Genomic DNA, 14016 nt, shown 5'->3' on the forward strand with positions numbered 1-14016 from the left:
CCTAAACTTTACAGCAAACCGGCATACTTAAGCGCCGCTCTGACCGTCTCACGACCACTGTCGGTGATTGGTGTCATTGGCAGGCGCAGCGTATCGGTCGCCACAAGACCCAGTTCCTTACATGCCCATTTCACCGGGATTGGATTGGGTTCGACAAATAGTTTGTTGTGTAATGGCATCAGACGCTGGTTAATAACGCGTGCCTCGGCAAAATGCCCTTCTGCCGCCAGTTTGCACATCTGAGCCATATCACGCGCTGCGACGTTAGCAGTAACGGAAATAACGCCATGACCACCTAACTGCATGAAGTCCAGCGTGCTCGCATCATCGCCGCTCAGCAGAACAAAATCGTCTGAAACCAGCTCTTTGATCTGGTTAACACGCGTTAAGTTCCCTGTTGCCTCTTTGATTCCGATAATATTTTTTACTTTCGCCAGACGGCCCACCGTTTCTGGTAGCAGATCGCAGCCAGTACGGGACGGCACATTATACAGGATTTGCGGCAGGTCAGTATGTTCAGCGATGGCTTTGAAATGCTGATACAGACCTTCCTGCGACGGGCGGTTGTAATAAGGGGTCACCGTCAGGCAGCCAGCAATGCCACTGTCATTGAAACGCTGTGTCAGGCTAATGGCTTCCGCAGTAGCGTTAGCGCCGGTTCCGGCAATCACCGGAATACGCCCGTCAGCCAGCTCCAGGGTCATCATCACCACATCAACATGTTCGTCATGATTCAGGGTAGCGGACTCACCAGTGGTGCCAACAGAAACAATCGCCGAAGTACCGCTGGCGACATGATAATCAATCAGTTTTTTTAAGCTAGCCCGACAGACATTACCTTTTTCATCCATCGGAGTAACAATCGCGACAATACTTCCCGTGAACATGGGCCATCCTCTGTGCAAACAAGTGTCTCAATGGTACGTTTGGTATGGCATTAAAAGCAAGCAAACAGAACCGTTCTGATTGTTGTATGCATGTTTTTTTTATGCTTTCCTTAAGAGCTACTCTCCCCCTTGAAGGAATAACCGGTTTGACACTGTCATCGCAACATTATCTGGTGATCACTGCGCTGGGTGCCGATCGCCCAGGAATTGTGAACACTATCACCCGTCATGTCAGTAGTTGCGGCTGTAATATTGAAGACAGTCGCCTGGCGATGCTGGGAGAAGAGTTCACCTTTATCATGCTGCTTTCCGGTTCATGGAATGCAATCACCTTGATCGAATCAACGTTACCGTTGAAAGGTGCCGAACTGGATCTTTTAATCGTGATGAAGCGCACGACGGCTCGTCCGCGTCCGCCGATGCCAGCATCTGTCTGGGTTCAGATCGATGTGGCAGATTCACCGCATTTAATTGAACGCTTTACCGCACTTTTTGACGCGCACCATATGAACATTGCGGAGCTAGTGTCTCGCACGCAACCTGCTGAAAATGAACGAGCTGCGCAACTGCATATTCAGATAACCGCCCACAGCCCGGCGTCTGCGGATTCAGCAAATATTGAACAAGCTTTCAAAGCACTATGTACAGAACTCAATGCGCAAGGCAGTATTAGCGTCGTCAATTATTCCCAACATGATGAACAGGATGGAGTTAAGTAATGAATCCACTGAAAGCCGGTGACATCGCACCGAAATTTAGCTTGCCGGATCAAGACGGAGAACAAGTTAATTTGACCGACTTCCAGGGACAGCGTGTTCTGGTTTATTTCTACCCGAAAGCCATGACCCCCGGCTGTACCGTACAAGCTTGTGGCTTACGCGATAACATGGATGAGTTGAAAAAAGCCGGTGTTGATGTACTGGGTATTAGCACCGATAAACCCGAAAAACTCTTCCGTTTTGCGGAAAAAGAGCTGCTCAACTTTACGCTTCTGTCTGATGAAGACCACCAGGTGTGCGAACAATTCGGCGTCTGGGGAGAGAAGTCCTTCATGGGCAAAACCTACGATGGTATTCACCGCATCAGCTTCTTGCTCGATGCTGACGGCAAAATCGAACATGTCTTTGACGATTTCAAAACCAGCAATCACCACGACGTAGTGATTAACTGGCTGAAAGAACACGCCTGATTACTTTGCTCCATTCCGTGCTGGCTGCGCTTGCGGCCAGCACTCCTCACCTCCGGCGATATAGCGGAATGAAGGTTAATCTTGCGCAATTTGACCATCGGGCCAGGCATGGATTACCGCTTTAATTAGCGTCGCCAGAGGAATGGCAAAGAACACCCCCCAGAATCCCCACAAACCACCGAAGATCACCACCGATAAAATAATCACCAGCGGATGCAGGTTAACCGCTTCGGAGAACAACACCGGTACTAACAGGTTGCCATCCAGCGCCTGAATAATCAGATATACCGCGAAGCAGCTCCAGAATTCAGTGCCAGCGCCAAACTGGAATAGCGCCACGCCGACCACCGGAATGGTCACCACAAATGCGCCAATGTACGGAATAAGCACAGAGAAACCGACCAGCACCGCCAGCAGCAGTGAATAGTTCAACCCGAAAAGCAAGAACCCCAGCCAGGTGGCTATCCCCACCACAATCATCTCCAGTACCTTGCCACGGATGTAGTTGGTGATTTGCTGGTTCATCTCCTTCCAGACCTGACCTGCCAGCCCACGGTTACGCGGAAGCACCCGGCGGACGGCATTCAACATTTGCTCTTTATCTTTCAGAAGGAAAAAGACCATCAGCGGCACCAGAACAAGATAGACGGCAATGGTCAGCAGGCCCACCAGCGAGGCGAGAGAGATTTTCACCACCGAATCGCCCATGGTGAGCATCCGGCTGCGCATATTGTCGGCCATCGCATCAATAATGCCCGCATCCATTAACGCCGGATAACGGCGCGGCAACGTGGCGGCAAAATCAGATAGCTTATTGAGCATCCCCGGCATATCGCGGATTAAATAGATGCCCTGCTGCCAGGCGATAGGCAGTACCACGAATGCCATCAGCAGCAAAATTCCAACGAAAACCACCAATACAATCGACGTCGCCCAACGGCGGGAACAGCCAATAGATTGCAGGCGCACGGTTGGCCATTCAAGCAAATAGGCCAGCACAATAGCCACCAGCAACGGTGCGAGTAGGCCACTAAAGAAAAAGATAATGCCAAATCCGGCAACTAAAATAACCAGCAAGGCAATCGCTTCCGGGTCGCTAAAACGGCGGCGATACCATTGCATCAACATTTCGAGCATAAAGACCTTCCCTGAACCTCAAGAGCGGGATTGCGATCCGCAATTGTATCGAAATGTCACAAAAAAGACTTCGCTTTTTATGACGGATTCAGGAAACTGAAAAGTCATTTGAGTGGGTTAATCTTCGCCGTTACACTCAAAGGCGGCGCGGTGGGAACGATATTTTACAGTATCGGTCAAATGACTATCTCCAGAAATACAGGACAGAGGTTATGTTCAGGCAGTTGAAAAAAAACCTGGTTGCAACCCTCATTGCTGCTATGACCATCGGTCAGGTAGCCCCGGCGTTTGCCGATAGCGCAGACACCTTGCCGGATATGGGAACCTCCGCAGGAAGCACGCTTTCCATTGGTCAGGAAATGCAGATGGGCGACTATTATGTCCGCCAGCTACGCGGCAGCGCACCGTTAATTAATGACCCGCTATTAACGCAATATATTAATTCGCTGGGGATGCGCCTGGTTTCACATGCCAACTCAGTTAAGACGCCGTTCCATTTCTTTCTGATCAATAACGACGAAATCAACGCCTTTGCTTTCTTTGGCGGCAACGTGGTACTGCACTCTGCCCTGTTCCGTTATTCCGATAACGAAAGTCAACTGGCTTCAGTTATGGCACACGAAATCTCCCACGTCACCCAACGTCACCTGGCGCGAGCGATGGAAGATCAGCAGCGCAGCGCGCCACTGACCTGGGTCGGGGCGTTAGGTTCTATTTTACTGGCAATGGCCAGCCCGCAGGCGGGGATGGCGGCGCTGACCGGTACACTGGCGGGAACGCGCCAGGGGATGATCAGCTTCACCCAGCAAAATGAACAGGAAGCGGATCGCATTGGTATTCAAGTGCTGCAACGCTCGGGGTTCGATCCGCAGGCGATGCCGACCTTCCTCGAAAAACTGCTCGATCAGGCGCGTTACTCTTCGCGTCCGCCGGAAATTTTGCTGACTCACCCGCTGCCGGAAAGCCGTCTGGCTGATGCCCGTAACCGTGCCAATCAGATGCGCCCAATGGTGGTGCAGTCGTCGGAAGATTTCTATCTGGCGAAAGCGCGCACACTGGGGATGTACAATTCCGGACGTAATCAGCTCACCAGTGATTTGCTGGATGAATGGGCAAAAGGTAACGTTCGTCAGCAACGGGCAGCGCAATATGGTCGCGCTTTGCAGGCGATGGAAACCAATAAATACGACGAGGCACGGAAAACGCTGCAACCGTTACTGGCGGCAGAACCCGGCAACGCGTGGTATCTCGATCTGGCTACCGATATCGATCTTGGGCAAAACAAAGCCAATGACGCGATCAATCGCCTGAAAAATGCCCGTGATTTGCGCACCAATCCTGTGTTGCAGCTCAACCTGGCGAACGCTTATCTGCAAGGGGGGCAACCACAGGAAGCCGCCAATATTCTGAACCGCTACACCTTTAACAATAAAGATGACAGCAATGGCTGGGATTTACTGGCACAGGCGGAGGCCGCGCTAAATAATCGCGATCAGGAACTGGCAGCGCGAGCAGAAGGTTATGCGCTCGCCGGGCGACTCGATCAGGCAATTTCCTTGTTGAGTAGCGCCAGTTCGCAGGTGAAATTAGGCAGCCTGCAACAAGCGCGTTACGATGCGCGCATCGACCAGTTGCGCCAGTTACAGGAACGCTTTAAGCCTTATACCAAGATGTAATTTGCATTAAAGGAAGAACAATGACCAAACAGGTAAAAATCTACCATAACCCACGCTGTTCAAAGAGCCGGGAAACGCTGACCCTGCTGAAAGAAAACGGCGTGGAGCCAGAAGTGGTGCTCTATCTTGAGACTCCCGCCGATGCGGCAACGCTGCGCGATTTGCTGAAAATGCTGGGGATGAATAGCGCCCGTGAATTGATGCGCCAGAAAGAAGATCTTTATAAAGAGCTGAACCTGGCTGACAGTTCGCTTAGCGAAGAGGCGCTGATTCAGGCGATGGTGGATAATCCGAAGCTGATGGAGCGCCCGATTGTGGTCGCCAATGGCAAAGCGCGGATTGGACGTCCACCGGAGCAAGTGCTGGAAATCGTGGATTAAGATGTGCCCCATCGCTAGTTAAGGCACATTGCCGGATGCGACGCTTGCCGCGTCTTGTCCGGCCCAGGAATACTATGGATTAACTTCGCGTAGGTCGGATAAGGCGCTCGCGCCGCATCCGACAATAAACACCTTATCTACAACTTCAGAATTTCTTTCACAAACGGAATGGTCAGCTTACGCTGTGCGGTAATCGACGCATGATCCAGCTGATCCAGCGTCATAAATAGCGTGCGCATCTCTCTGTCGAGCCGCTTCAGCAAGAAGCGTCCCACATCTTCCGGTAGTTCAAAACCACGCAAACGCGCGCGTAACTGTAGCGCCTGCAACTTATCTTCATCAGAAAGTGGCTGCAATTTGTAGATCTGCCCCCAGTCAAGACGCGACGCGAGATCCGGTAATCCCAGATTCAACTGACGCGGTGGGCGATCGCCGGTGATCAACAACCGTGTTTTGCCCGACTCCAGAATCCGATTGTAGAGATCGAAAATCGCCATCTCCCACAACTCATCGCCGGCAATACACTCGATATTGTCGATGCAAACCAGCGACAAATGCTCCATACCGTCGAGCACTTCAGGTACAAACCAGGTGCGTTTATCCAGCGGGACATAGCCCACCGCATCACCACGCTGCGACAATTCCGCGCAAGCCGCGTGCAGCAGATGGCTGCGCCCCGCGCCTTCGCGTGCCCAGAGATAGATGTAACCGCTATGTTCCTGACGCAGCACGTTTTGCAGCGCGGCCAGTAGAGAGGAGTTATCCCCCGGCCAGAAACTTGCAAAGGTTTCGTCGTCAGGAAGATAAAGTGGCAAAGAGAGCTGTGCCGGTGTGTTCAGAGATACCTCAACCAGGATTTCACAAAATCGCGAGAAGTTTACCACAGAATCCCATGATGTTTGAACCGGGCAGCAGCACTGCCCGGTCGGTACATTATTTGTCTGTTATATCTGCGTCTTCTGCGTCCAGCACCACTTCTTCAGGGCGCAGCACGCTAATCAGTTTGAAGATCAGGCTTAAGCCGATACCGACGATAGTCGCCAGCGCCATGCCTTTCAGCTCCGCCGCGCCGATGTTTACCTTGGCACCACTGACGCCGATGATCAAAATCACGGAAGTCAGGATCAGGTTCTGTGCTTTGTTGTAATCCACTTTCGATTCGATCAAAACACGAATACCGGAAGCACCGATGACACCATAAAGCAGCAGCGAAACGCCGCCCATCACCGGCAATGGAATCATCTGGATAGCAGCCGCCAGTTTACCGACGCAGGAAAGCAGGATAGCAAAAATCGCCGCCCCGCCGATAACCCAGGTACTGTAAACACGGGTGATCGCCATCACGCCAATGTTTTCCCCGTAGGTGGTGTTTGGCGTGGAGCCAAAGAAGCCGGAGATCACAGTCGACAGGCCGTTAGCGAACATCGAACGGTGCAGACCCGGATCGCGCAGCAGATCTTTTTTGACGATATTAGCCGTTACTACCAGGTGACCTACGTGTTCGGCAATAACCACTAATGCCGCTGGCAGAATAGTCAGAATAGCGAACCACTCGAAGCGCGGCGTATAGAGGGTTGGCAGCGCAAACCAGTGAGCATTAATAATCGGCGTGGTATCGACAATTCCCATGGCGAAGGAGAGCGCGTAACCCACCAGCACGCCAATTAAAATCGGGATAATTGCCAGGAAACCACGGAACAGCACGGAACCTAAAACCGTGACCGCCAGGGTGGTAATAGAGATGATGATGGTTTTGGAGTCTGGCGTTTGCCCTTCAGCCGGGAGTAAACCCGCCATACCGGCAGCTACGCCCGCCAGCTCCAGACCGATAACGGCAACGATTGCGCCCATTGCCGCAGGTGGAAACAGCACGTCCAGCCAGCCGGTTCCCGCTTTCTTCACGATGAAAGAGACCAGGCAGAACAGCACGCCGCACATAATAAAGCCGCCCAGCGCGACTTCATATCCCAATGGCAACAGTAACAATACCGGTGAAATAAAGGCAAAGCTGGAACCAAGATAAGCCGGGATTTTCCCTTTACAGATAAAGAGATACAGCAGCGTCCCGATACCGTTAAATAACAGTACAGTCGCCGGGTTAATATGAAATAAGACGGGCACCAGGACGGTTGCACCAAACATGGCGAACAAATGTTGCAAACTAAGCGGGATTGTCTGTAAAAGTGGCGGTCTTTCACTCACCCCGATAGCACGGCGCGTCATAGTATATTCCTCTGTATTATGTGTTATAGGCGCTTTACTCAAAAAAAAGCCGACTCTTAAAGTCGGCTTTAATTATTTTTATTCTTTATTTTGTACCAAAGATTTTGTCACCGGCATCGCCAAGACCCGGAATAATGTATCCGTGCTCGTTCAATCCCTGGTCAATCGATGCAGTATATAGCTCGACGTCCGGGTGCGCTTTTTCCAGCGCAGCGATACCTTCTGGTGCAGCGACCAGCACCAGAACTTTGATGCTGCTGCAGCCCGCTTTTTTCAACAGGTCGATAGTCGCGATAACGGAACCACCGGTTGCCAGCATTGGGTCAACGATCAGCGCCATACGCTCATCGATGTTAGAAACCAGTTTCTGGAAGTACGGTACTGGTTCCAGCGTTTCTTCATTACGGTACATACCGACTACGCTGATGCGCGCGCTCGGAACGTTTTCCAGCACGCCATCCATCATCCCCAGACCAGCGCGCAGAATCGGCACCACGGTAATTTTCTTACCTTTAATCTGGTCGATTTCCACCGGGCCGTTCCAGCCTTCGATGGTTACTTTTTCAGTTTCGAGGTCAGCGGTCGCTTCGTAAGTCAGCAGGCTACCCACTTCGGAAGCGAGTTCGCGAAAGCGCTTGGTGCTGATATCTTGCTCACGCATCAGTCCCAGCTTGTGTTTGACGAGTGGGTGTTTGACTTCCACGATCTTCATACTCTTTCTCCTTTGAGGGCAGCCACAAAAAAAATCGACGGATTATACCGCCTTTCTTCAAGGCGGCAATATTATTTTCGTTGACTTCAGTCAAGATCATAAAGATTTTAGATAAAGTTATTTTATAATCAAATAGTTAATAGTGGTAATTATCCTGGCAAAAAATCATTCATCCTCTCTATGTACACATTTTTTTGTCACTCTCTCGGTAAAAAGAGGTTAAAAAAGGTTATGTAAAGCAGTCTCGCAAACGTTTGCTTTCCCTGTTAGAATTGCGCCGAATTTTATTTTTCTACCGCAAGTAACGCGTGGGGACCCAAGCAGTGACCGATAAAACCTCTCTTAGCTACAAAGATGCCGGTGTTGATATAGACGCAGGTAATGCTCTGGTTGGAAGAATCAAAGGCGTAGTGAAGAAAACGCGTCGCCCGGAAGTGATGGGCGGTCTGGGCGGCTTCGGTGCGCTGTGTGCGTTGCCGCAAAAATATCGTGAACCCGTGCTGGTTTCCGGCACTGACGGTGTAGGCACCAAGCTGCGCCTGGCAATGGACTTAAAACGTCACGACACCATTGGTATCGATCTGGTCGCCATGTGCGTTAATGACCTGGTGGTGCAAGGCGCTGAGCCGCTGTTTTTCCTCGACTATTACGCAACCGGAAAATTAGATGTCGATACTGCTTCATCAGTGATCAGCGGCATCGCCGAAGGTTGTCTGCAATCCGGGTGTTCGCTGGTAGGTGGCGAAACGGCGGAAATGCCGGGGATGTATCACGGTGAAGATTATGACGTTGCGGGTTTCTGCGTTGGCGTGGTAGAAAAATCAGAAATCATCGACGGTTCTAAAGTCAGCGACGGTGATGTGCTGATTGCGCTTGGCTCCAGCGGCCCGCATTCGAACGGCTATTCGCTGGTGCGCAAAATTCTCGAAGTCAGCGGTTGTGATCCACAAACTACCGAACTTGATGGTAAGCCATTAGCCGATCATCTGTTGGCACCGACCCGCATTTACGTGAAGTCAGTGCTGGAGTTGATCGAAAAGGTCGACGTGCACGCTATTGCGCACCTGACCGGTGGCGGCTTCTGGGAAAATATTCCGCGCGTATTGCCGGAAAACACTCAGGCAGTCATTGATGAATCCTCCTGGCAGTGGCCGGAAGTGTTCAACTGGCTGCAAACGGCGGGTAATGTCGAGCGCCATGAAATGTATCGCACCTTCAACTGCGGCGTCGGGATGATTATCGCCCTGCCTGCTCCGGAAGTGGACAAAGCTCTCACTCTGCTTAATGCCAACGGTGAAAACGCGTGGAAAATCGGTATCATCAAAGCCTCTGATTCCGAACAACGCGTGGTTATCGAATAATGAATATTGTGGTGCTTATTTCCGGCAACGGAAGTAACTTGCAGGCAATTATAGACGCCTGCAAAACCAACAAAATTAAAGGCACCCTACGGGCAGTTTTCAGTAATAAGGCCGACGCGTTCGGCCTTGAACGCGCCCGCAAAGCCGGTATTGCAACGCATACGCTCATCGCCAGCGCGTTTGACAGTCGTGAAGCCTATGACCGGGAGTTGATTCACGAGATCGATATGTACGCTCCCGACGTGGTTGTACTGGCCGGTTTTATGCGCATTCTCAGCCCGGCGTTTGTCTCCCACTATGCTGGTCGTTTGCTGAACATTCACCCTTCCCTGCTGCCAAAATATCCCGGTTTGCACACCCATCGTCAGGCGCTGGAAAATGGCGACGAGGAACACGGTACATCGGTGCATTTCGTTACCGATGAACTGGACGGTGGGCCGGTTATTTTACAGGCAAAAGTCCCTGTATTTGCCGGTGATACAGAAGATGAAATCACCGCCCGCGTACAAACCCAGGAGCACGCTATTTATCCGCTGGTGATTAGCTGGTTTGCCGATGGTCGTCTGAAGATGCACGAAAACGCCGCGTGGCTGGATGGTCAGCGTCTGCCGCCGCAGGGCTACGCTGCCGACGAGTAACGCCGCCGTAGTTAAAGCGCCAGCCCTGCGTTGGCGTTTTTCAATTCACCTGTAAATCGCAGGCTCCAGCAGTTTTTTTCTCCCTTTTCTGGCATAGTTGGACATCTGCCAATATTGCTCGCCATAATATCCAGGCAGTGTCCCGTGAATAAAACGGAGTAAAAGTGGTAATGGGTCAGGAAAAGCTATACATCGAAAAAGAGCTCAGTTGGTTATCGTTCAATGAACGCGTGCTTCAGGAAGCGGCGGACAAATCTAACCCGCTGATTGAAAGGATGCGTTTCCTGGGGATCTATTCCAATAACCTTGATGAGTTCTATAAAGTCCGCTTCGCTGAACTGAAGCGACGCATCATTATTAGCGAAGAACAAGGTTCTAATTCTCATTCCCGCCATTTGCTGGGCAAAATTCAATCCCGCGTGCTGAAAGCCGATCAGGAATTCGACGGCCTCTACAACGAACTGTTGCTGGAGATGGCGCGCAACCAGATTTTCCTGATTAATGAACGCCAGCTCTCTGTCAATCAACAAAACTGGCTGCGTCATTATTTTAAGCAGTATCTGCGTCAGCACATTACGCCGATTCTAATCAACCCTGACACTGACTTAGTGCAGTTCCTGAAAGATGACTACACCTATCTGGCGGTAGAAATTATCCGTGGCGACACTATTCGTTACGCGCTGCTGGAGATCCCCTCAGATAAAGTGCCGCGCTTTGTGAATTTGCCACCGGAAGCACCGCGCAGACGCAAGCCTATGATTCTTCTGGATAACATTCTGCGTTACTGCCTTGATGATATTTTCAAAGGCTTCTTTGATTATGACGCGCTGAATGCCTATTCAATGAAGATGACCCGCGATGCTGAATACGATTTAGTGCACGAGATGGAAGCCAGCCTGATGGAGCTGATGTCTTCCAGTCTGAAGCAGCGTTTAACCGCAGAACCGGTGCGTTTTGTTTATCAGCGCGATATGCCCAGTGCTCTGGTTGAGGTGTTGCGCGAAAAACTGACGATTTCCCGCTACGACTCCATCGTACCCGGTGGTCGTTATCATAATTTTAAAGACTTTATTAATTTCCCCAATGTCGGCAAAGCGAATCTGGTGAATAAGCCACTGCCACGTTTACGCCACATTTGGTTTGATAAAGCCCAGTTCCGTAACGGTTTTGATGCCATTCGCGAACACGATGTGCTGCTCTATTATCCTTATCACACTTTTGAACATGTGCTGGAACTGCTACGCCAGGCCTCGTTCGACCCAAGCGTACTGGCGATTAAAATTAACATTTACCGCGTAGCGAAAGATTCGCGCATCATCGACTCGATGATCCACGCCGCTCACAACGGTAAGAAAGTCACCGTGGTGGTTGAGTTACAGGCGCGTTTCGATGAAGAAGCCAACATTCACTGGGCAAAACGGCTGACTGAAGCGGGCGTACACGTGATTTTCTCTGCGCCGGGGCTGAAAATTCACGCCAAACTGTTCCTGATTTCACGTAAAGAAAACGGCGAAGTCGTGCGTTACGCGCATATCGGAACCGGGAACTTTAATGAAAAAACCGCGCGTCTTTATACCGACTACTCACTGCTGACCGCCGATGCGCGCATCACCAACGAAGTACGGCGGGTGTTCAACTTTATTGAAAATCCATACCGTCCGGTGACTTTCGATTATTTAATGGTGTCGCCGCAAAACTCCCGTCGTTTGCTGTATGAAATGGTGGACCGTGAGATAGCCAACGCTCAACAAGGGCTGCCTTGCGGTATTACCCTGAAACTGAATAACCTGGTCGATAAAGGTCTGGTCGATCGACTGTATGCGGCCTCCAGTTCCGGCGTGCCGGTGAATCTACTGGTACGCGGAATGTGTTCGCTGATCCCCAATCTGGAAGGTATTAGCGACAATATTCGTGCTATTAGTATTGTCGATCGTTACCTTGAACATGATCGGGTTTATATTTTTGAAAACGGCGGCGATAAAAAAGTTTACCTTTCTTCCGCCGACTGGATGACACGCAATATTGATTATCGTATTGAAGTGGCTACACCGCTACTCGATCCCCGACTGAAGCAGCGGGTGCTGGACATCATCGAAATTCTGTTCAGCGACACGGTCAAAGCGCGTTATATCGATAAAGAACTCAGTAATCGCTACGTCCCCCGTGGTAACCGCCGCAAAGTACGGGCGCAATTGGCGATCTACGACTACATCAAATCACTCGAACAATCTGAATAACCCTATGCCAATACACGACAAATCCCCTCGCCCACAGGAGTTTGCTGCGGTCGATCTTGGTTCAAACAGTTTCCACATGGTCATTGCCCGTGTGGTTGATGGCGCAATGCAGATTATTGGTCGCCTGAAACAACGGGTACATCTGGCGGACGGCCTGGGGCCAGATAATATGTTGAGTGAGGAAGCGATGACGCGTGGCTTAAACTGCCTGTCGCTGTTTGCCGAACGCCTGCAGGGTTTTTCTCCTTCCAGCGTCTGTATTGTCGGAACCCATACTCTACGTCAGGCGCTGAATGCCACTGACTTTCTGAAGCGAGCAGAAAAGGTTATCCCCTACCCAATTGAAATTATTTCCGGCAACGAAGAAGCGCGTCTGATTTTTATGGGCGTGGAGCATACCCAGCCGGAAAAAGGCCGTAAACTGGTTATTGATATTGGTGGCGGCTCAACAGAACTGGTGATTGGTGAAAATTTCGAACCTATTCTCGTGGAAAGTCGCCGGATGGGTTGTGTCAGCTTTGCCCAGCTTTATTTCCAGGGCGGCGTCATCAATAAAGAAAATTTTCAGCGCGCACGCATGGCAGCAGCGCAAAAACTTGAAACCTTAACCTGGCAATTCCGTATCCAGGGCTGGAATGTGGCAATGGGCGCTTCCGGCACCATTAAAGCTGCTCATGAAGTGTTGATGGAAATGGGCGAGAAAGACGGGATAATTACCCCGGAACGTCTGGAAAAACTGGTAAAAGAGGTTTTACGGCACCGTAATTTCGCATCGCTGAGTTTACCGGGTCTTTCCGAAGAGCGGAAAACTGTCTTCGTTCCTGGACTGGCGATTTTATGCGGTGTGTTTGATGCCTTAGCCATCCGTGAACTGCGACTTTCTGACGGGGCGCTTCGTGAAGGCGTACTGTATGAGATGGAAGGACGTTTTCGCCATCAGGATGTGCGTAGCCGCACCGCCAGTAGTCTGGCTAACCAGTATCATATCGACAGTGAACAGGCACGACGGGTGCTGGATACCACTATGCAAATGTACGGACAGTGGCGAGAACAACAACCGAAGCTGGCGCATCCGCAACTGGAGGCGCTACTGCGATGGGCCGCCATGCTGCATGAGGTCGGGTTGAATATCAACCATAGCGGTTTGCATCGCCACTCCGCTTATATTCTGCAAAACAGCGACTTGCCGGGTTTTAATCAGGAACAGCAGTTGATGATGGCGACACTGGTGCGCTATCACCGTAAAGCGATTAAGCTCGACGATCTGCCGCGCTTTACCTTGTTTAAGAAGAAACAGTTCCTGCCACTGATTCAGCTATTACGCCTTGGCGTATTACTCAATAATCAACGTCAGGCTACCACCACGCCGCCAACATTGACGCTGATTACCGATGACAGCCACTGGACCCTGCGTTTTCCGCATGACTGGTTTAGCCAGAACGCGCTGGTATTGCTTGATCTGGAAAAGGAACAAGAATACTGGGAAGGCGTGGCTGGCTGGCGACTAAAAATTGAAGAAGAAAGCACACCTGAAATTGCGGCTTAATATGAAATGAAAACGGGCCAACATGTTATG

The 14016-nt window shown here is 50.9% G+C and carries 13 protein-coding genes; 8 read left to right on the forward strand and 5 right to left on the reverse strand.

Features of this window, described 5'->3' with window-relative positions; genetic code table 11:
• Positions 1–8: 8 nt before the first annotated feature.
• Entirely contained in the window at positions 9–887 is an 879-nt protein-coding gene (gene dapA / locus RGV86_RS06505) for a 4-hydroxy-tetrahydrodipicolinate synthase (protein WP_010344577.1), read from the reverse strand.
• A gap of 146 nt (positions 888–1033) precedes the next feature.
• On the opposite strand from dapA, the gene RGV86_RS06510 reads away from it, so the two are divergent.
• On the forward strand, positions 1034–1606 hold the full coding sequence (locus RGV86_RS06510) for a glycine cleavage system transcriptional repressor (RefSeq protein ID WP_000176182.1): 573 nt from the start codon (positions 1034–1036) through the stop codon (positions 1604–1606).
• On the forward strand, positions 1606–2076 hold the full coding sequence (gene bcp, locus RGV86_RS06515) for a thioredoxin-dependent thiol peroxidase (RefSeq protein ID WP_309508397.1): 471 nt from the start codon (positions 1606–1608) through the stop codon (positions 2074–2076). Before RGV86_RS06510 ends, bcp begins: the two co-directional genes overlap by 1 nt.
• A gap of 75 nt (positions 2077–2151) precedes the next feature.
• Here the strand turns inward: bcp and RGV86_RS06520 are convergent, their stop codons facing one another.
• A complete protein-coding gene (locus RGV86_RS06520) occupies positions 2152–3213 on the reverse strand; it encodes an AI-2E family transporter (RefSeq protein ID WP_000892038.1) in 1062 nt (353 codons plus the stop codon).
• A 212-nt stretch (positions 3214–3425) separates the two neighbouring features.
• Between RGV86_RS06520 and bepA the strand changes: the two genes are divergently transcribed.
• Together bepA and arsC are read left to right on the forward strand one after the other, a co-directional pair.
• A complete protein-coding gene (gene bepA / locus RGV86_RS06525) occupies positions 3426–4889 on the forward strand; it encodes a beta-barrel assembly-enhancing protease (protein WP_085461010.1) in 1464 nt (487 codons plus the stop codon).
• 20 nt (positions 4890–4909) lie between these two features.
• Complete coding sequence (arsC, locus tag RGV86_RS06530; protein ID WP_000166470.1) at positions 4910–5269, forward strand: arsenate reductase (glutaredoxin); 360 nt, start codon at positions 4910–4912, stop codon at positions 5267–5269.
• 137 nt (positions 5270–5406) lie between these two features.
• Here arsC and RGV86_RS06535 read toward each other — a convergent pair whose 3' ends face one another.
• The 3 genes from RGV86_RS06535 to upp form a co-directional block, all read right to left on the reverse strand.
• Positions 5407–6108, reverse strand: a complete 702-nt coding sequence (locus tag RGV86_RS06535; RefSeq protein ID WP_071599018.1) for a DnaA inactivator Hda — start codon at positions 6106–6108, stop codon at positions 5407–5409.
• Positions 6109–6202: 94 nt separating this feature from the next.
• Positions 6203–7492, reverse strand: coding sequence for a uracil permease (gene uraA / locus RGV86_RS06540; RefSeq protein WP_000198328.1), 1290 nt, complete (start codon positions 7490–7492; stop codon positions 6203–6205).
• Between the two features lie 85 nt (positions 7493–7577).
• Positions 7578–8204: a uracil phosphoribosyltransferase gene (gene upp, locus RGV86_RS06545; RefSeq protein ID WP_001295473.1), complete on the reverse strand. Its 627-nt coding sequence runs from the start codon at positions 8202–8204 to the stop codon at positions 7578–7580.
• A 323-nt stretch (positions 8205–8527) separates the two neighbouring features.
• Between upp and purM the strand changes: the two genes are divergently transcribed.
• From purM to ppx, 4 genes are all read left to right on the forward strand, one after another.
• Positions 8528–9565, forward strand: a complete 1038-nt coding sequence (gene purM, locus RGV86_RS06550; RefSeq protein WP_010344571.1) for a phosphoribosylformylglycinamidine cyclo-ligase — start codon at positions 8528–8530, stop codon at positions 9563–9565.
• A complete protein-coding gene (purN, locus tag RGV86_RS06555; RefSeq protein WP_001028605.1) occupies positions 9565–10203 on the forward strand; it encodes a phosphoribosylglycinamide formyltransferase in 639 nt (212 codons plus the stop codon). The genes purM and purN overlap by 1 nt, the downstream gene beginning before the upstream one ends.
• A 170-nt stretch (positions 10204–10373) precedes the next feature.
• The gene (ppk1, locus tag RGV86_RS06560) at positions 10374–12440 is read left to right on the forward strand and encodes a polyphosphate kinase 1 (RefSeq protein ID WP_010344570.1); all 2067 of its coding nucleotides are present in this window, start codon (positions 10374–10376) and stop codon (positions 12438–12440) included.
• A gap of 4 nt (positions 12441–12444) precedes the next feature.
• Positions 12445–13986 carry an exopolyphosphatase gene (ppx, locus tag RGV86_RS06565; RefSeq protein ID WP_001121374.1) on the forward strand — a complete coding sequence of 514 codons (1542 nt, stop codon included), beginning with the start codon at positions 12445–12447 and terminating at the stop codon, positions 13984–13986.
• The last annotated feature ends 30 nt before the right edge of the window (positions 13987–14016 follow it).

The organism is Escherichia ruysiae, assembly GCF_031323975.1.
Lineage (GTDB): Bacteria > Pseudomonadota > Gammaproteobacteria > Enterobacterales > Enterobacteriaceae > Escherichia > Escherichia ruysiae.